The organism is Massilia sp. LXY-6, assembly GCF_051233485.1.
GTDB lineage: Bacteria > Pseudomonadota > Gammaproteobacteria > Burkholderiales > Burkholderiaceae_D > Telluria.
Map to the genome: position 1 here is coordinate 140,525 of NZ_JBKFGF010000003.1, position 17,098 is coordinate 157,622.

Genomic DNA, 17,098 nt, shown 5'->3' on the forward strand with positions numbered 1-17,098 from the left:
ACGCCATGGCCCTTGCATCGTATAACCCAACTCCGCCGTTCCGCATCGGGACCGGCTATGACTGCCACGCCCTGGTCGAAGGCCGCAAGCTGATCGTCGGCGGCGTCACCATCCCGCACCGCCTCGGCCTGCTCGGCCACTCGGATGCCGACGTGCTGCTGCACGCCATCATCGACTCGCTGCTGGGTGCCGCCACCCTCGGCGACATCGGCAAGCACTTCCCGGACACCGACCCGATGTTCGCCGGCGCCGACTCGCGCACCCTGCTGCGCGAAGTCGCCTCGCGCGTGGTCGCCACCGGCTACACGATCGGCAACATCGACGCCACCATCATCGCCCAGCAGCCAAAAATGGCGCCGCACATCCCGCAGATGGTGTCGCGCATTGCCGAGGACCTCGGCGTCTCGCCGCAGCAGGTGAACATCAAGGCCAAGACCAACGAGAAGCTCGGCTTCCTCGGCCGCGAAGAAGGGATGGCGGCGCAGGCGACTGCGCTGCTGGTGCGCGCACAAGGCTGACCGGTTTACTCCGTCGTTTTTTGGTAGTCACCTGCAGCTTCCCGTGCGCCATGCGACACTGTCGGCAATAAAGACAACAAGGGAAGCAAGATGACCACCGACACCGCGATGAGTCCGCGCGCCGCCTGGCTCCTGATCCTGTCCGCCAGCGCGATCCTGATGATCACGATGGCGGCGCGCCTGACCACCGGCCTGTTCCTCTCGCCGATCAATACTTCGACCGGACTCGGCGTCGCCTCGATCAGCTTCGCGATGGCGGTCGGCCAGTTCATGTGGGGCGCCTCGCAGCCGATCTTCGGCGCGGTGGCCGACAAATGGGGACCCGCGCGCGTGATCGTGGTGGGCGGCGCGATGCTGGCGCTCGGCCTGGCGGCCACGCCCTTCGTCTCTTCGCAGTGGGGGCTGATGCTGACCCTCGGCGTGCTGTCGGCCGCCGGCGCCGGCGCCGGCAGCTTCTCGATCCTGATCGGCGCCACCGCCCAGCGACTGCCGGCCGAGCGCCGTCCCTTCGCCGCCGGCTTCATCAATGCCGGCGGTTCGTTCGGCCAGTTCGTGTTCTCGCCGCTGGTGCAGGCCGTGATCCAGGCCAGCGGCTGGGTGGTGGCCATGATGTCGCTGGCGGCGACCACGCTGCTGACCATCCCGCTGGCCTTCCTCATGCGCGGCCGGCAAGCACCGTCGACCGCGGCGGCCGCCGCCGTCGACGAGTTCACCCTCGGCCGCCAGGTGCGCGCGGCGCTGCGCGACAAGAGCTACCTCTACCTGCACGCCGGCTTCTTCACCTGCGGCTTCCACATCGCCTTCCTGGTCACCCACCTGCCGGGCGAGGTCGCGCTGTGCGGCCTGCCGGCCGGCGTGTCCGCCACGGCGCTGGGGCTGATCGGCCTGTTCAACATCGCCGGCTCGCTGGTCGCGGGCGCGCTCGGCCAGCGTTACCGCATGAAGTGGCTGCTGACCGCCATCTACGCCGGCCGCGCCGTGATCATCGGCCTCTACCTGCTGGCGCCGAAGACCGCGCTGACCTTCTACATCTTCGCCGCCGCGCTCGGCTTTTCCTGGCTGGCGACGGTGCCGCCGACGGCAGGCCTGGTCGGCAAGCTGTTCGGCACCCGCTACCTGTCGACGCTGTTCGGCCTGACCCTGCTGTCGCATCAGGTTGGCGGCTTCTTCGGCGCCTGGCTGGGCGGACTGTCCTTCGTCCACTTCGGCGATTATTCCTGGATGTGGTACGCCGACATCCTGCTGGCGCTGGCCGCGGCGCTGGTCAACCTGCCGATCCGCGAAGCGCCGGTGCACGCGGCGACCCGCGCCGCCGCCGCGGCGGAAGCCTGAGATGGCGCGCGACCCCTGGGCCTACCGCGAGGTCGCGGTCGAATCCGAGCAGGACCCGCGCAGCGGCGGATTGCGCATCAAGCCGATGGCGGGGCAGGCCTACGCCACCTCGATGCGCGTGCAGTGCTCCCGGGCCATGCGCGACCCCGCGCTGTATCCGCCCGGGACGCGCTTCCTGATCCGCGCCAAGCTGACCGACCGGGCGGGCGGGGCGCCTTACCTGTATGCGCACCATGGGGATGCGGTGAAGCTACTGGATGACAAGGAAGCGGCGAGCTTCCTGGACGAGTACCGGCGCCGGCGTATTTGAGCGTTCTCAATGTTTCTTCGAAAAAACCAGAGTAATCATCAGGGTTTATTCGATTTTACTTTCGCGCTGAAGGCCTTAGTCTGATACCTCCACCATTTGAGGAGTTTCCGACATGCGTTCCTATCCCACCAACAGCGCCAAAGCAGTGTCGAGGCTGCTGGCCCTGACCATGATCGTCGACGGTCATCTTGCTCCGTCGGAGCTGAAGGCAATGCGCCGTTCGGCCGTGCCGCCGCAGACCGCGCTCGACGAGGACGAATTCGACCTTGTGGTCCAGGACCTGTGCGAAGACCTGCTCGCCAGCGCCGCGCGGCGCTGCAGCGCCGAGGTCGAGATCGACACCCACCTGCTCGATGCCCTGCTGGGCGAAGTCGAGGACCAGGCCCTGCGCATGTCGGTCATGAACACGATGCTCGACATTGTCCACGCCGACAGCGTGCTGGACGCCCGCGAGACGCTGTTGATCGAGCGCGCATTCAAGCTGTGGTCCGGCCCGCAGCGACGCGTGCATGCCGCTTGAACACGGGCTTGAAAAAGCCGCTACACTTTGTGCGAAAGCTATATCTTTAACAGCCGAAAGGAAGCCCATGGCAACGCGAAAGATCGCAGTACTCGTAGGCAGCCTCCGCAAGGAATCGTTCACCCGCAAGCTGGCCAAGCAGCTGATGCTGATTGCCCCGCCCACGCTGGAGCTGGAGATCGTCGACATCTCCCAGCTGCCGATGTACAACCAGGATGAGGAGACCGAGTCGCCACCGCCGGCCTGGACCGAGTTCCGCGACCGCATTCGCGAGGTCGACGGCGTGCTGTTCTGCACGCCCGAGTACAACCGCTCGCTGCCCGGGGTGCTGAAGAACGCGATCGACGTCGGCTCGCGCCCCTACGGCCAGGCGGCCTGGAACGGCAAGCCCGCCGCCGTGGTCAGCAATTCGCCGGGCGCGCTGGGCGGCTTCGGCGCCAACCACGCGGTGCGCCAGTGCCTGGTGTTCCTCAACATGCCTTGCATGCAGTCGCCCGAGGCCTATATCGGCGGGATCGGCAGCAAGTTCGACGGCGACAAGCTCACCGACGAATCGCTGAACGGCTTCCTGCAGCAGTTCATGGAATGCTTCGCCACCTGGGTCGAGCGCCATGCCGACTGAGGGGGCGTCCGCTGCGCGCGGGCCGATCGCGATCCGCGAGATCGACCACGTGGTGCTGCGCGTGAGCGACCTGGCGCGCATGCAGCGCTTCTACGGCGAGGTGCTCGGCTGCGCGGAAGTGCGGCGCCAGGCCGAGATCGGGCTGGTGCAATTGCGTGCCGGCAGCGCGATGCTGGACCTGGTGGCGGTGGACGGCAAGCTCGGCCGCATCGGCGGCGCGGCGCCGGGCCGCGAGCGGCGCAACGTCGACCACGTCTGCTTCCGCGTCGAACCCTTCGACGAGGCCGCGATCCGCGCCCACCTGGCGGCGCACGGGGTCGATGCCGGGCCGGTCGAATCGCGCTTCGGCGCCGAGGGGGAGGGACCATCGATCTACCTGCATGATCCTGAAGGCAATATGATCGAGCTGAAGGGACCGCCTTCGTCCTGATGCGCAAGGGGTGCGGATGAAGGCTTCGGACCGGAACCAGGACCGTCCCGCCGGCGGCTACGTGCCCCAGGCCCCGGTATCCTACGGCAAGCCGCCGCCCGGCCTGCGGCGGCACCTGTACGACATCATCTTCGAGGCCGACACCACGGCCGGGCGCCGCTTCGACATCGCGCTGGTGTTCGCGATCCTGCTCAGCATCCTGGTCGTGGTGCTGGACAGCGTGCCGGACCTGCACCACGACTACGGCGACGCCCTGAACATCGCCGAATGGGTGTTCACCGGGCTGTTCACCGTCGAATACCTGGCGCGCCTGGTGTGCGTGCAGCGGCCCTGGCGCTATGCGACCGGCTTCTACGGCCTGATCGATCTGCTGGCCGTGCTGCCGAGTTATTTTTCCCTGATGGTGCCGGGCACCGAGCTGTTGCTCGACATCCGCATCCTGCGCCTGCTGCGCGTATTCCGGATCTTCAAGCTCACCCTCTACATCGAGGAATACACGCGGCTGGGCGAGGCGCTGTCGGCCAGCCGGCGCAAGATCATGGTGTTCCTGTCGGTGGTGCTGATGGCGATCCTGATCCTCGGCACCGTCATGTACGTGGTCGAAGGGCCGAAGAACGGCTACACCAGCATCCCCGTCGCGATGTACTGGGCCACCGTGACCATGACCACGGTCGGCTACGGCGACATCACGCCGCACACCCACCTCGGCAAGGCGATCGCTTCCTTCATGATGCTGATGGGCTGGGGCATTCTGGCGGTGCCGACCGGGATCGTGACGGCCGAGATCGCGGCCAAGCGCAACGACCGCCGCAGCGGCCTGCGGCCACGCAATGTGGCCGCAGGCCGCTGCGCCGCCTGCGGCAGCGCCGGACACGAGCAGGGTGCGCGCTTCTGCAAGGATTGCGGCGCGGCACTGGCGGTGGCGGCACCTGCGCCGCAAGGTCAACCGGACCCATCGCCCTGATTTCAAGTCCGGCACGTTTAATACAGATCAAACGCACGTAACGGTACACCTTTAGTCTTCTAGCTTCATGCCACGGACATGCGGCGGTGCAGCAAAGTCTGCGCTGGCGAGCCCATGCGGCGCCGTGGCCTTTTCCAATCCAATGATGTTGAAAGCGAGGCAAACGCATGTATCCATTTCCTCAAAGTGTGGCCCCGGCAGTGCGCACCCACGTCGACGCCCAGACCGCATTCCTGAACGACATGTCGAAGTCGCTGTTCCGGTCTTTCCAGCAGATGTGCGACCTGAACATCCAGCTGATGCAAACCCTGATCGAGGAAACCACCCTGGCCAGCAAGCAGGTGCTGAGCGCCGACCGCCAGACCGAGTTGCTGAGCGCCGCCACCGCACGCGCCCAGCCGACCAGCGACAAGCTGCGTGCCTACCAGCAGCACATCACCCGCCTGGCGGCCGACGCCCAGGTGGAACTGGCACGCGTGACCGAGGAGCACGTGCAGAACACCACCCGCACCGCGCGCGCCCTGGCCGACGAAGTGGCGCGCGACGCCACCGAGCAGACCGAGCGCGGCCTGCGCGCACAGCAGGAGACGGTGCGCCAGTTCGCCGATCCGTTCGCCCACACCGGCAACGGCGCCGCCTCGACCAGCGGCGACGGCGCGCGCGCCGCTGCTTCGCAGGGTGCCGGCGCCCAGGCCGGCCAGCAGCACGCGCCGTCCGGCACGCAGCCGGGCAGCCAGGGCCAGCGTGGCGCAACCACGCACTGAGCGCAGGCCAACGGGGCGCCTTCCGTACCGGCGCCCCGTGCAGCAGCGCCCGGAATAGAAAAAACAATTGCAATCGGGACCGTCCGCCCTAGAATGAAAGGAGGATGGGCAAACGGGGATGGCGATGGAGTCCCGGACAATCAGCATGGCGATGCACCTAGTGCTGTCGCTGGCGGCGGGCGCGGCCCTGTCGGGCTGCGCCGTTTATGGTCCGCCGTACGCGGCCTACGAAGCGGCGCCGGCATACTACCCCTACACCTATGCCAGCCCGGTTTATGTCGGACCGCCGCTGTCGCTCAGCTTCGGCTACTACGAGCACCACTACCGCGGCCCTTACGGCTGGCGCGGCGGATACGGCTGGGGCGGGCACGGCTGGGGCGGACGTGGCTGGCACGGAGGAGGCTGGCACGGCCGGCATTGAGACCCGCCGAGGCGCCCGAAAGCCGGAATCCAGCGCTGCGATGGGGTATACTTGCCTTGGGTGCGCACACATCGGTGTGGTGCAGGGTTTGCGTCGGTCGGGCCGCCACGCGTTGACCGGCTGCCTGAATGAATACCCAATCGTCCGCATCGTCCCGCGCCTTATCCCATACCTTCCAGCGTTTTTTTGCGTCCAAAAAAGCGGGCGGCATCGTCCTCATCGCCTGCATGCTGCTGTCGCTGCTTCTCGCAAACTCTCCCGCAGGCGAAAGCTATCTCGCGTTCTGGCATCGGGACCTTGCCGGAATGAGCGTCGAGCACTGGATCAACGATGGCTTGATGGCAGTGTTCTTCCTGATGGTGGGCCTGGAGCTCGAACGTGAACTGTACAACGGCGAGCTTTCCGACTTCCGCAACGCACTGCTGCCTATCGTTGCAGCCGTCGGTGGGATCTGCGTTCCGGCCCTGCTGCACTTTGCCTTGAATGCCGGTACCTCGACCCAGCGCGGCATCGGGATTCCGATGGCGACCGACATCGCGTTTGCGCTGGGCGTGCTGGCCCTGCTCGGAAGCCGTGTGCCCGCTTCGCTCAAGATTTTCCTGACCGCCCTGGCCGTGATCGATGACCTGGGCGCCATCCTGGTGATCGCCATTTTCTACACGACCGGCCTCCAGACCGGCTACCTCATCGGCGCCCTGGCGGTGTTCGCCGCGCTCGTATGCCTGAACCGCTTTGCGCGCGTCATGGCGCTGCTTCCCTATCTGGCCGGCGGTGCGCTCATGTGGTTCCTGATGCTGAAGTCGGGGATACATGCAAGCATCGCCGGGGTATTGCTGGCGTTTGCGATTCCCTATTCGGCGCGGCAGGACGACGAGGAATCGCCTTCCCATCGGCTCGAGCATTTGCTGCATGCGCCGACCTCCTTCCTCATCCTCCCGCTGTTCGCCCTGGCAAATACAGGGATCGTCATCGGCGCCAACTGGGCCACGGAGCTGGCATCATCGAACAGCCTGGGCATCTTTGGCGGGCTGGTGCTGGGCAAGCCGATCGGCATCGTCCTGTTCAGCTTCGCAGCGGTAGCGCTCGGGATGTGCAGGTTGCCGCCCGATCTGTCATGGCGCCATGTATTGGGCGCCGGTATGTTGGGCGGCATCGGTTTCACCATGTCGATTTTTATCACCAACCTGGCGTTTCCCGGGTTGGCCGATGCGATCACGGCGTCCAAGATCGCCATTCTTCTCGCATCGCTGACGGCGGGTGCCGTCGGCTTCCTGTGGCTGAGATTCTGCGTGAAGGCACACTAGTCTTCCAGCTCGTCCTCGCCGGGCTTGCGGCCGCGGCCGCGGTCGAGCGGCTCCTTCATGCTCTCCACCTCGCGCATGAATTCGTCGATGCCATGGTCGCGGCTGACCCGGACCTCGGGCGGCAGCAGCACCGCCATGTACAGCTCGTCCGCCAGGCGGCCGGTGCGTTGCACGTTGATCGTCAGGATCAGGCCCGAACCCAGCACCGCCAGGCCGGCGGCGATCCAGCGGTAGCGGCGCCGGTTCTGCGGCATCACGGTGCAGAGGTGGAAATAGACCATCCCGGCCACCAGCAGCGTCACCGCGTGCGAGGCGTAACGGGTGAAGAATTCCGCCGAAAACGCATACGCGAGGGTGGCGGCCAGCAGGACGGTGAGGGTCAGCGCGAGCAGGCCGCAGCCGAACACGAACAGGTGCCGGCCCAGGCGGGCGTGGCGTCCGAACAGGCGGTTGGCGAAGGCCCACACGCCGCCCCACAGCAGGGCCGCGCCGACGCTCCAGGCCAGCGCCTCGAAATAGCGCACGAATTCGAAGTACTGGGTGTCGCTGATCCAGCGCGCGAACAGGGCGACGCCGCAGGCCAGCACGATCCCGGCGGCGCCCGGCAGCGCGCCTTCCCAGCGGTGAAAGGTGCGGTCTTCGAGCTCGGCAGCGACCGGAAAGCTGGCGGCGCGCACCCGCAGCGAGGTATGGCCGATGCGCACCACCGTGTCGCCGGACAACACGACCTCGGGCCGGCGCCGGCCCCGGTGGACGATCCCGTTCCTGCTGCCGAGGTCGCGCAGCAGCAGGCGCCCGGCGGCGTCCAGCTCGATCAGGGCATGGCTGGCGGCGACGTAGTCGTCGTCGAGGATCAAGTCATTATCGTAGCCGCGTCCGATCCGGATCGGCAGCGACCCGATGCGGCTGCGCTGCAGCACGTCGCCGTTGCGCGCCAGCGTCTCGACGTACCAGGGGCCGCTCATTGCCGCGCTCCCCGAGCCGGCCCCTGGGCCGCTCCCTGCGGCCGGCTGCGTCCCAGCGCCGACAGGAAGGCGCGCGTGGCGCGCATGCCGTTCTCGAAGGAGACCCCGGCCAGGTCGAGGCGGCTCTGCAGGCTGGCCCGGCCGTCGTCGGTGCTGGCGCTGAGCAGGGTGAAGTTGTACAGGCCGGCGAACTTGCGGTAGGCGCGCACGCAGGTGACGGCGCGCAGCGGCAGGATGGCCGTGTGCACGAACTGCTCGGTGCAGGACGGGCGGGTCAGGCGGGTGTCGCGCGAGGGGCCCATGCGGTCGACCCGGAAGCGGTCGCTGGCCAGCACCGCAAACTGCAGCGGATGCATGCTGGACGAGCGCAGGTAGGTGTGCGACATCGACACGTGCCCGGTCTGCTGGGTGTCGGAGACGTAGACCGCGACTTCCATCGCGCAGCTGACCGAATCGCCCGTGTATTCGGCTTCGAGGCGGAAATTCGAGCGCCCCCAGCAGCGCAACTGCTGCGATTCGCGCACCGGCACGTGGTAGGGCCCCATGGTCTTGATCGACAGCGGCTCGGCCAGCAGGCGGTCGATCATCTCGCGCTGGTGGGCCAGCAGCTGCTGGGCGATCAGCGGGTTGAAGTTCTTCGGCGGATGCGGCTGAGCACTGACCTTGCGCAGCAGTTCCTGGGCGTAGCGCACCGGCACCAGGAAGCTGACCGACTCGCCGTCGAGGCGCTTCGAGACGTTCACGCCGGCCACCGTGCCCGACGCCGTCACGCTCGGCCCGCCACTCATGCCGGAGTTGATCGGGCCGGTAAAGATCAGCTGGTCGTAGAAGCTGCGCGTCACCACGCCGTTGTACGCGCCTTCCGAGATCGCGAAGCCGAGATCGAGCGGATTGCCGAGCGAATACAGGGACTGGCCCTGGGTGAGCTTGACCGGGTGGTCGGGCACCTGGAAGAAGCCGGCGCCCGAGCGGTTCACGCGCACCACGGCCAGGTCGTGCAGGACGTCGACCGCCAGCAGTTCCACCGGGCCGGTCTTGCCGTCGGTGTCGACGTATTCGCCGCTGAAGACGTCCGGGTCGAGCGCCATCTGCGATACCACGTGATAATTGGTCAGCACCAGCTTGCTGGTCCCGACCAGGAAGCCCGAGCCGACGGTGGACTGGCTGCGGCCGTTCTTCAGCAGCATGCGGATCTGCAGCAGGTCGGCCTTGGCCGCCGAGTACAGCTGCTGGGCGGCGGTCGAGGGGGGCGGCAGGGCCGTGGTTTCGTCGGTTTCGCCGGGGCCGGGCGCGGGCGGCGTGGTGGCCGGCGGAGTGGCGGGAGGAATGACCAGCGGCGGCTGGGGTGCCGTCTTGCTACCAGTACCTTGCACTGTTGCAACGCTCTTTTGCGCGACGGGGGCGGCGGCGCCGCTCATGGCGACCAGGGCGCAGGCGATGCATAACGGGATGGCGAGCGGAGGCAGTCGCATCCAGCCATCTTGCCAGAGAAATCACGAAGGCTGCGCCCGATCGCGGCGGTGGTGTCTTACAACTCGCCGTCCAGCACCGCTTCGGCCACCGGCGTCATCATGTGGCCCAGCTTGGCCTGCTTGGTGTTCAGGTAGCCGTTGTTGAAGGCATTGCGGTTGACCAGCAGCGGCACCCGTTCGGCGACCTCGAAGCCCAGCTTGGTCAGGGCGTCGATCTTGCGCGGATTGTTGGTCATCAGGCGCACGGCTTCGATGCCGAAATGGCGCAGCATCGGCTGCACCAGCTCGTAGTTGCGGGCGTCGGCGTGGAAGCCCAGCTGCAGGTTGGCCTCGACCGTGTCGGCGCCGGCTTCCTGCAGGCGGTAGGCGCGGATCTTGTTCACCAGGCCGATCCCGCGGCCTTCCTGGCGCAGGTAGAGCAGGATGCCGCGGCCCTCGGCGGCGATCTTCTTCAGCGCGCCCTCGAGCTGGGCGCCGCAGTCGCAGCGCTGCGAGAACATCACGTCGCCGGTCAGGCATTCCGAGTGGATGCGCATCAGCGGCGGCTCGGCGGTGGAAAGATCGCCCAGCGTCATCGCAAGGTGCTCCTTCCCGGTCGTGTGCTCGACGAAGGCGTGCAGCGTGAACTGCGCCCACGGCGTCGGCAGGGTGCACGACGTGACGTAGTCGACGAGGTTGGACGCGCTACTGGGCGAAACTGCGGCGTTGTCTTGCATGACGGGTTCCTGGACGAAAGCGGTGATTTCTACAGCTGTAAATCCCAAGTTTACCGGAAATCCGACAGGGCCGTGCGGCAACGGCCGATCCGGCCACTGATTTGTGTCCGTAGGGCATCATGGTGTGCTACGCTGGCGGCGGCCTTTTCCTTCCCGATCTTCCATGCCGTCCTCCCTATCCTTTCCCCGCGCGCTGCTGCCGCGCCGCCTGGGCGCCTGGCTGGCGCTCGCCTTCACCCTGCTGTCGATCGTCCTGTCGGTGCTGCTTGTGAGCGTGATCGAGCACCGCAACAACGAGCAGGTCAGGTCCAGCATCGGCTACGGCCTGGCCGAACTGGCCATGCAGACCTCCGACAAGCTCGAGCGCGGCATGTACGAACGCTACCGCGAAGTGCGCCTGATCGCGCAGCGCCGCGGCCTGCGCCCGGAAACCCCGCCGGAACGCCGCCGCCAGGCACTCGACGAGCTGCAGGACAGCTACGGCTACTACAGCTGGATCGGGATCGCCGGCCTGGACGGCAAGGTGCAGGTCGCGGCCGATGGCCTGCTGGAGGGCGCCGACGTGTCGAAGCGCCCCTGGTTCAGCAAGGCGCTGAAGGGCGTCCACGCCGGCGACGTGCACGAGGCCGTGCTGCTGGCCAGGCTGCTGCCGCAGCAGGCGGAGCCGTGGCGCTTCGTCGACGTCGCCTTTCCGATCCCGGACGACGCCGGCCGCGCGCAGGGCGTGCTGGGCGTGCACCTGTCCTGGCAGTGGGCGCGCGACGTCGAGCGTTCCGTGATCGCGCCGATCGAGGCACGGCGCCGGGTCGAGGCCCTGATCGTCGACGCCAAGGGCACCGTCCTGCTCGGCCCGCCCGGCTGGCAGGGCAGCCGGCTCCCGCTGGCCAGCCTGAAGGCGGCGCAGGCGCGGAAGGAGGGCGGCTACCTGGTCGAGGACTGGCCGGACGGCGGATCCTGGCTGGTCGGTTACGCGCGCGGCCACGGTTACGCCGACTATCCCGGCCTGGGCTGGACCGTGCTGGTGCGCCAGAACGTCGACGATGCCTACGCGCCGGTGCGCCGCCTGCGCGACTACGGCCTGGCCGCCGGCGTGCTGCTGGCGGCGCTGTGCTCGCTGGCCGGCATCCTGGTGGCGCGCCGCATCACCCGCCCGCTGGACGAGCTGGCGGATGCGGCGCGCCACATCCGCGCCGGCCAGACCGTGGCGATCGCGCCGGGCCGCGGCGGCTACGAGGAGGTCGAGGCCCTGTCCGGCACGCTGGACGTGCTGGTGAGCGACCTGGTCCGGCGACGGCGCGAACTGGAACACCTGAACGCCACGCTCGAACTGCGGGTCGAGCAGCGCACGCTCGAACTGGAGCGCGCCCTGAACACGGTGCGCGCCAGCCAGCAGCGCATCGTCAACATCATCGAGACCGCCCAGGACGCCTTCATCAGCGTCGACCTGGACGGCCGCATCACCGACTGGAATTCGGCGGCCCGGGCCATGTTCGGCTGGAGCCGCCAGGAAGTGCTGGGACGGCTGCTGGTCGAGGTGACGATTCCGGAACGCCACCGCGACAGCGCAAGGCAGGCGCTGCGGCACTTCCGCGAGACCGGCCGGCTCGACCTGCTGGGGCGCCGCGTCGAGCGCACCCTGGTGCGGCGCGACGGCGCGGAGTTGACCGCCGAGATGACGGTCGGCCTGGTCGGCACCGGCGAGGGCGTGTTCTTCAGCGTGTTCCTGCACGACGTTTCGGAGCGCAAGGAAATCGAACGCCTGAAGAACGAATTCGTCTCCACCGTCTCGCACGAACTGCGCACCCCGCTGACCGCGATCAGCGCCTCGCTGTCGCTGCTGGCGGACGGCATGGCCGGCGAGCTGCCGGCCGATGCCCAGGGCCTGGTCGGCATCGCCAACGCCAGCTCGGAGCGCCTGGTGCGCCTGATCGGCGACGTGCTCGACATCCAGAAGATGGAAGCGGGGCAGATGGACTATCACCGCGTGCCGCAGGAGGTGGCGCCGATCGCCGAGGCCGCGGTGGTCGCGATGGACAGCTTCGCGGCCCGGGCCGGGGTGACGCTGCGCTTCGAGGCGGAGCCGGGAGCCGGCGGCCTGCGCGCCGAGGTCGACCGCGACCGCCTGACCCAGGTGCTGACCAACCTGCTGTCGAACGCGGTCAAGTTTTCCGCAGCGGGCGGCGAGGTGCTGACCCGCCTGGAAGCCTGCGATCAGGCAGTGCGGATCGCCGTGAGCGACCACGGCGCCGGCATTCCGCAAGCCTTCCGCGGACGCATCTTCCAGCGCTTCGCCCAGGCCGACGCGGCCGACTCGCGCAGGAACGGCGGCACCGGCCTGGGCCTGAGCATCTGCAAGACCATCGTCGAGGAGCATGGCGGGCGGATCCGGTTCGAGACCGCGGAGGGCAAGGGGACCACCTTCTTCGTCGAATTGCCGGCACTCGCCTTCGCCTAGATCCGATACGAAAAGCGGTGCGCGCAAACCAGGAATGAGTCATTTCGGATCGATCTGCCTTTTGCCGGATCGAGACCGTTTGGTGATGCCCGCGCCAATTCCCTTGTAACAGCCGGACGCAGCCCTAGACTGACATGCGTAGTCCTACTTCCTGAAGGAGAACGATCATGCGTCCCTTGTCCATGGCAATTCCCGTGTCCCTGCTGCTGTTGCTGCTGGCGTCCCAAGCCGCCGCCCAGTCGCGGGATTACCCGCTCACCGAGCCCGCCCAGGTATCGACCGTGCGCGTGACGGCTCCCGTGCGGGGCTACTTCGTCACCCCCGGCGAGGCCGACGAGATCAAAGGCCGCTACGCCATGTCGAACGGCTGGCAGCTGGATGTGCGGCCCGCTTCGAGGAGCATCATCGCCAGGATCGACAACCAAGGCCCGATGCAGCTGATCGCCCTGTCCGCCGACAAATTCGTCACCGCGGACGGCAACGTGACGATGGAATTCAACCAGGGCGGCTTCGGCGACGAGATGACGATGAGCTACGTGCCGAGCTCGCGCGTGGCCGCGATGATCGTGATCAGGTCGACCGTGGCGGCGCGCTGAGCTTGCGCGGGCGAGCGGGCCTGGAGGAACGATGATTCGGACCCTGGTAGTCGAAGAAAGCGGTGTCGCCAGGCTCGGCATCCGCTCGCTGCTCGACCGGCATGCGCATTCCCTGGAGATCGACGAAGCCTCCAGCCGCGTGGAAGTGATCACGAAACTGTGCGAGCGCTACTACGAGCTCATCATCGTCGAGCCGGACATGGCCGGCGGCACCGGCCTCAGCCTCGTCAGGCAGCTGCGCGAAAATTCCCCCTGGTCGGACCTGCTAGTGTTCACCGCACTGGACGAGTTGAGCTTCGGCGTGGACGCGATCCGCAATGGCGCGAAGGGCTACCTGATGAAGACCTGCACCGGCGAGCAGTTCGGGAAGGCGGTGAAGCGGGTCGCCGGCGGACAGGTGTACCTCAGCACGGCGCTGGCGGCGGAGTTCGCGACCGGCGTGCGCAGGTACGACACCCGCAACAAGCCGCACCAGACCTTCAGCAAGCGCGAATTCCAGGTCTTCTCGATGGCGGTATGCGGGATGACGCCGATCGAAAGCGCCCACCTCCTCCAGATGAGCACGGAAACCATCGGCGCCTTCCGGCGCAGCGTGATGGACAAGCTGAACGTCGCTACGCCGCACGGCATGGCCCAGTATGCGGCCGCGCAGGGCCTGCTCGACGATTGCCGCGCGACCTGCAGCCGCCTGTGGGCCGGCCGCTTCGGTCAGGACTGCGTCGCCAGGCCGGCAAGGTGGAGGTCGACCTTCGCGTAAATCTCGTCGGCCATCACCGGCTTCGAGATGCGGTAGCCTTGCGCCACGTCGCAGCCGTGGGCGCGCAGCCAGTCCAGTTCCTCGGCCGTCTCGACGCCCTCGGCCACCACCGACAGCCCCAGCGCGTGGCTGAGCATGATGGTCGACTGGACGATCGCGGCGTTGCGCGGCGAGTCGGCGATCGCGGTGACGAAGCTGCGGTCCAGCTTCAGTTCGTTCACCGGCAGGCTTTTCAGGTACGCCAGCGAAGCCTGGCCGACCCCGTAGTCGTCGATGGAGAGTTTCACCCCGAGTGCCGCAAGAGCATCGAGGTGGGCCAGCGCCAGCGCCGGCTCGTCCATCAGGGCGCTCTCGGTGATCTCGAGGCACAGGCACGCGGGCGGCACGCCGTGGCGCGCCAGCAGGCCTTCGATGTGCCCGGGCAGTTCCGGATCCAGCAGGTCGAGGGTCGACAGGTTGGCCGACACGGCGATGTCGAGTCCTTCCGCGCGCCACTGCGCCAGCTGGCGGATCGCGGCGTCCAGCACCCAGGGCGTGATTTCGCGGATGAAGCCGGTCTGCTCGGCGAAGGGGACGAAGCTGCCCGGCGGGACCATGCCGCGCTGCGGGTGGCGCCAGCGCAGCAGGGCTTCGGCGGCGGTGATGCGCCCGGTTTTCAGGTCCATCTTGGGCTGGTAGGCCAGCAAGAATTCTCCTCCATGCGCACCTTTCGCCATGGCGGCGCGCATGTCGCCGATCAGGGACAGCTGTTCCGGCGCCGGTTCGGCGCCCGCTTCATGGGCGAAGGCCAGGCCGGAGCGGCGCCGCCTGGCCGCCGCCAGCGCCAGCTCGGCGCGCCGCAGCAGGGTGCCGGCGTCCAGCCCGTCGTGCGGATATAGGGCGATGCCGATGCTGCCGCCGATGTCGAGGCGCTGGCCGTCCAGCGTGATCGGATCGCGCAGCTGGGCCAGCACCGCATCGGCGAAGGCGCGCGCGCACTCCTCGCCGGCGATCTCGAGCAGGAAGGCGAAGCGGGCGCCCCACAGGCGCGCCACCATGAGCGGCGGGCGCTCCAGCTTCGACAGGCGCGCGCCGACCTCGCGCAGCAGGCGGTCGCCGACCTGGTAGCCGAGCGCGTTGTTGATCAGGGCGAAGCGGTCGATGTTCAGCACCGCCACCGCGCGCGGGCTGCCGGCCGGCAGGCGCGCGAAGCTCTCCAGGAAGCGGGTGCGGTTGGGCAGGTCGGTCAGGCCGTCCACGTAGGCCAGGCGCACGATCCGTTCCTCGCGGCTGGCGATGCCGTCGCGCATGTGCGCGAAGCTGGTGGCGAGCCGGCCGATCTCGTCCTGGGGCAGGGCCGGCAAGGCCTGGCCGTAGTCGCCCTGGGCGATGCGCTGCGCCGCCTTCGACAGCTCGTCCAGCGGCTTGACGATGCGCCGCGCCAGCGTGATGCTGCCGAGCGCGAACACCAGGATGGCCACGCCGACCACGCCCAGCAGGCGTCCCTGCAACTGCTTGAACGGCGCTTCGACCATCGCCACCTGCAGCTGCAGCACGGCCTGCATGGCGCCGTCCAGCGGCAGGCGCATGGTGCGCCATGGCTCGCCCTGCAGCTCCTGCACCTGCTGCGCTCCCGCCGCCGGCAGGCTGGCCAGCGACAGGGCGGCGCGCTGCGGCGCCTCGAACGAGGAGGCCAGCAGCACCGGGCCGCGCGCGCCGAAGCGCACCACGTGCACGGCCAGGCCGGTGATCCCGGCCATGTCGCGCGCCCAGCCGTGGTCGACCCGGAACGCCATCGCCACCCAGGCGATGCGGCGCGGCGCCATGATCGGCACCAGCACCACCTGGTACAGCTGGCCGTTGCGCATCTGGCGGAAGCCCGCGCTGCGTCCGTTCGCCTCGGCGTCGAGCAGCAGGTCGGGGAAGGGGAAGGCGTCGCCGGGCGCGGTCTCGCGCTGGCTGCTGGCGATCAGCGCGCCGTCGGTGCCGGCCACCATCATGACCTGGGCGTGGATGCGCTGGCCGTGGTTGCGGATCACCGAGCGCACGGTGGGCTGGTCCTGGGTCGCGATCGCCTCGCGGAAGGCGAAGTCGGCGGACAGCACGCCGGCCGCGGTCTCGAGCTGGCGCTGGTTCTGTTCGAGCAGGCGCTGGAACACCTTGGCGCCGACCTCCAGCTCGTTGCGGCCTTCGCTGCCGACGATGCGCGCGCTGCTGTCGTGCACCAGGGCCAGCACCAGGCCCATGACCAGTAGCAGCAGGCCCACGAACACGAGGACGATGCGGCGCTGGAGCGAGGGCAGGGCCATGGTGAGGCTTCCTTTATCTCGGTAACTCAGTAACGGTCCTGGTCGACCTCGGTATGCGGCCTGGGCTCGCGGTTTCTCGCATCCAGCACCAGGTTCAGTGCCGGGGCGGCGGCGCCGACCTCGATCTCGCCGGCGGGCACGCGCGCCTTCTGCAGCGGATGCCACAACTGCAGGCGGTAGCGGCCAGCGGGGACATTGGCGATGCGGACCTGGCCATCCGGCCCGGTCTTGCCGAAATACGGCGATTCCACGACCAGCACATAGGCTTCCATCCAGTCGTGGATATTGCAGCCGATGACGACTTCGCCCGGCTTGTCGAAGGCGATCGGCTGGCCGGGCTTGCCGGCGTACAGCTTGATCTCGAAGCGCTTCGGCTGGGAAAACGAGTACACGTGGTGGCGCACCGTGTCGTTGTTCGGGAAGTCGACCGCGGTACCGGTCTGCACCACCGTCACGTAGGGCGAGAATTCGGCGCCGCGCTGCTCGATGAGGGCGTGCGGACGGTTCTTCGCCGCCGGTGCCGGCGCGAGCGGTTCGAGCACCACGGCGGCATCGGCCAGCGGCCGCCCGGCGGGAGTCCGCACCAGCGCGTCCAGGGTGGCCGCGCCGGCCAGCACCGGCAGCGCCAGCAGTGCCAGCAGTGCCAGAAGGGGTGCGCGCATCG

General features: G+C 68.2%; 18 protein-coding genes. 13 read left to right on the top strand and 5 right to left on the bottom strand.

What is annotated here, in order from left to right; genetic code table 11:
• Window positions 1-5: 5 nt before the first annotated feature.
• The 10 genes from ispF (at window position 6) to nhaA (ending at window position 7,185) form a co-directional block, all read left to right on the top strand.
• Window positions 6-518 carry a 2-C-methyl-D-erythritol 2,4-cyclodiphosphate synthase gene (ispF, locus tag ACI48D_RS02305; protein ID WP_435569589.1) on the top strand — a complete coding sequence of 171 codons (513 nt, stop codon included), beginning with the start codon at window positions 6-8 and terminating at the stop codon, window positions 516-518.
• Window positions 519-608: 90 nt separating this feature from the next.
• Window positions 609-1,850, top strand: a complete 1,242-nt coding sequence (locus ACI48D_RS02310; protein WP_435569590.1) for an MFS transporter — start codon at window positions 609-611, stop codon at window positions 1,848-1,850.
• Window position 1,851: 1 nt separating this feature from the next.
• Window positions 1,852-2,160, top strand: a complete 309-nt coding sequence (locus ACI48D_RS02315; protein ID WP_435569591.1) for a hypothetical protein — start codon at window positions 1,852-1,854, stop codon at window positions 2,158-2,160.
• 112 nt (window positions 2,161-2,272) lie between these two features.
• Window positions 2,273-2,680 (top strand): TerB family tellurite resistance protein, encoded by a 408-nt coding sequence (locus ACI48D_RS02320; RefSeq protein ID WP_435569592.1) that lies wholly within the window; start codon window positions 2,273-2,275, stop codon window positions 2,678-2,680.
• A 67-nt stretch (window positions 2,681-2,747) separates the two neighbouring features.
• Window positions 2,748-3,302 (top strand): NADPH-dependent FMN reductase, encoded by a 555-nt coding sequence (locus ACI48D_RS02325; protein WP_435569593.1) that lies wholly within the window; start codon window positions 2,748-2,750, stop codon window positions 3,300-3,302.
• Window positions 3,292-3,732, top strand: a complete 441-nt coding sequence (locus ACI48D_RS02330) for a VOC family protein (protein WP_435569594.1) — start codon at window positions 3,292-3,294, stop codon at window positions 3,730-3,732. Before ACI48D_RS02325 ends, ACI48D_RS02330 begins: the two co-directional genes overlap by 11 nt.
• Before the next feature lie 16 nt (window positions 3,733-3,748).
• Window positions 3,749-4,696, top strand: coding sequence for an ion transporter (locus tag ACI48D_RS02335; RefSeq protein ID WP_435569595.1), 948 nt, complete (start codon window positions 3,749-3,751; stop codon window positions 4,694-4,696).
• A gap of 167 nt (window positions 4,697-4,863) precedes the next feature.
• Window positions 4,864-5,460, top strand: coding sequence for a phasin family protein (locus ACI48D_RS02340; protein ID WP_435569596.1), 597 nt, complete (start codon window positions 4,864-4,866; stop codon window positions 5,458-5,460).
• A gap of 145 nt (window positions 5,461-5,605) precedes the next feature.
• Window positions 5,606-5,881, top strand: a complete 276-nt coding sequence (locus tag ACI48D_RS02345; RefSeq protein ID WP_435569597.1) for a hypothetical protein — start codon at window positions 5,606-5,608, stop codon at window positions 5,879-5,881.
• 128 nt (window positions 5,882-6,009) lie between these two features.
• Window positions 6,010-7,185: a Na+/H+ antiporter NhaA gene (nhaA, locus tag ACI48D_RS02350; RefSeq protein ID WP_435569598.1), complete on the top strand. Its 1,176-nt coding sequence runs from the start codon at window positions 6,010-6,012 to the stop codon at window positions 7,183-7,185.
• Here nhaA and ACI48D_RS02355 read toward each other — a convergent pair.
• Genes ACI48D_RS02355 through ribA form a run of 3 tightly spaced genes read right to left on the bottom strand, consistent with a single transcriptional unit; the run spans window position 7,182 to window position 10,338 of the window.
• Entirely contained in the window at window positions 7,182-8,150 is a 969-nt protein-coding gene (locus tag ACI48D_RS02355) for an FHA domain-containing protein (protein WP_435569599.1), read from the bottom strand. The genes nhaA and ACI48D_RS02355 overlap by 4 nt on opposite strands.
• Entirely contained in the window at window positions 8,147-9,622 is a 1,476-nt protein-coding gene (locus tag ACI48D_RS02360) for a S1 family peptidase (RefSeq protein ID WP_435569600.1), read from the bottom strand. The genes ACI48D_RS02355 and ACI48D_RS02360 overlap by 4 nt, the downstream gene beginning before the upstream one ends.
• Window positions 9,623-9,678: 56 nt before the next feature.
• Window positions 9,679-10,338, bottom strand: coding sequence for a GTP cyclohydrolase II (gene ribA, locus ACI48D_RS02365; protein ID WP_435569601.1), 660 nt, complete (start codon window positions 10,336-10,338; stop codon window positions 9,679-9,681).
• A gap of 163 nt (window positions 10,339-10,501) precedes the next feature.
• Between ribA and ACI48D_RS02370 the strand changes: the two genes are divergently transcribed.
• From ACI48D_RS02370 to ACI48D_RS02380, 3 genes are all read left to right on the top strand, one after another.
• Window positions 10,502-12,793 carry a sensor histidine kinase gene (locus ACI48D_RS02370; protein ID WP_435569602.1) on the top strand — a complete coding sequence of 764 codons (2,292 nt, stop codon included), beginning with the start codon at window positions 10,502-10,504 and terminating at the stop codon, window positions 12,791-12,793.
• Between the two features lie 167 nt (window positions 12,794-12,960).
• Window positions 12,961-13,389: a hypothetical protein gene (locus ACI48D_RS02375; RefSeq protein ID WP_435569603.1), complete on the top strand. Its 429-nt coding sequence runs from the start codon at window positions 12,961-12,963 to the stop codon at window positions 13,387-13,389.
• 31 nt (window positions 13,390-13,420) lie between these two features.
• Window positions 13,421-14,146, top strand: coding sequence for a response regulator (locus ACI48D_RS02380; protein ID WP_435569604.1), 726 nt, complete (start codon window positions 13,421-13,423; stop codon window positions 14,144-14,146).
• Here the strand turns inward: ACI48D_RS02380 and ACI48D_RS02385 are convergent.
• Window positions 14,098-16,434 (bottom strand): putative bifunctional diguanylate cyclase/phosphodiesterase, encoded by a 2,337-nt coding sequence (locus ACI48D_RS02385; protein WP_435569605.1) that lies wholly within the window; start codon window positions 16,432-16,434, stop codon window positions 14,098-14,100. The two genes, ACI48D_RS02380 and ACI48D_RS02385, sit on opposite strands and share 49 nt — an antisense overlap.
• Before the next feature lie 26 nt (window positions 16,435-16,460).
• Entirely contained in the window at window positions 16,461-17,096 is a 636-nt protein-coding gene (locus ACI48D_RS02390) for a methylamine utilization protein (RefSeq protein WP_435569606.1), read from the bottom strand.
• Window positions 17,097-17,098: the final 2 nt, after the last annotated feature.

Bases quoted from the DNA above. Each gene is read 5' to 3' on its own strand.
- ispF (WP_435569589.1), top strand. From the start codon at position 6: ATGGCCCTTGCATCGTATAACCCAACTCCGCCGTTCCGCATCGGGACC.
- ACI48D_RS02310 (WP_435569590.1), top strand. From the start codon at position 609: ATGACCACCGACACCGCGATGAGTCCGCGCGCCGCCTGGCTCCTGATC.
- ACI48D_RS02315 (WP_435569591.1), top strand. From the start codon at position 1,852: ATGGCGCGCGACCCCTGGGCCTACCGCGAGGTCGCGGTCGAATCCGAG.
- ACI48D_RS02320 (WP_435569592.1), top strand. From the start codon at position 2,273: ATGCGTTCCTATCCCACCAACAGCGCCAAAGCAGTGTCGAGGCTGCTG.
- ACI48D_RS02325 (WP_435569593.1), top strand. From the start codon at position 2,748: ATGGCAACGCGAAAGATCGCAGTACTCGTAGGCAGCCTCCGCAAGGAA.
- ACI48D_RS02330 (WP_435569594.1), top strand. From the start codon at position 3,292: ATGCCGACTGAGGGGGCGTCCGCTGCGCGCGGGCCGATCGCGATCCGC.
- ACI48D_RS02335 (WP_435569595.1), top strand. From the start codon at position 3,749: ATGAAGGCTTCGGACCGGAACCAGGACCGTCCCGCCGGCGGCTACGTG.
- ACI48D_RS02340 (WP_435569596.1), top strand. From the start codon at position 4,864: ATGTATCCATTTCCTCAAAGTGTGGCCCCGGCAGTGCGCACCCACGTC.
- ACI48D_RS02345 (WP_435569597.1), top strand. From the start codon at position 5,606: ATGGCGATGCACCTAGTGCTGTCGCTGGCGGCGGGCGCGGCCCTGTCG.
- nhaA (WP_435569598.1), top strand. From the start codon at position 6,010: ATGAATACCCAATCGTCCGCATCGTCCCGCGCCTTATCCCATACCTTC.
- ACI48D_RS02355 (WP_435569599.1), bottom strand. From the start codon at position 8,150: ATGAGCGGCCCCTGGTACGTCGAGACGCTGGCGCGCAACGGCGACGTG.
- ACI48D_RS02360 (WP_435569600.1), bottom strand. From the start codon at position 9,622: ATGCGACTGCCTCCGCTCGCCATCCCGTTATGCATCGCCTGCGCCCTG.
- ribA (WP_435569601.1), bottom strand. From the start codon at position 10,338: ATGCAAGACAACGCCGCAGTTTCGCCCAGTAGCGCGTCCAACCTCGTC.
- ACI48D_RS02370 (WP_435569602.1), top strand. From the start codon at position 10,502: ATGCCGTCCTCCCTATCCTTTCCCCGCGCGCTGCTGCCGCGCCGCCTG.
- ACI48D_RS02375 (WP_435569603.1), top strand. From the start codon at position 12,961: ATGCGTCCCTTGTCCATGGCAATTCCCGTGTCCCTGCTGCTGTTGCTG.
- ACI48D_RS02380 (WP_435569604.1), top strand. From the start codon at position 13,421: ATGATTCGGACCCTGGTAGTCGAAGAAAGCGGTGTCGCCAGGCTCGGC.
- ACI48D_RS02385 (WP_435569605.1), bottom strand. From the start codon at position 16,434: ATGGCCCTGCCCTCGCTCCAGCGCCGCATCGTCCTCGTGTTCGTGGGC.
- ACI48D_RS02390 (WP_435569606.1), bottom strand. From the start codon at position 17,096: ATGCGCGCACCCCTTCTGGCACTGCTGGCACTGCTGGCGCTGCCGGTG.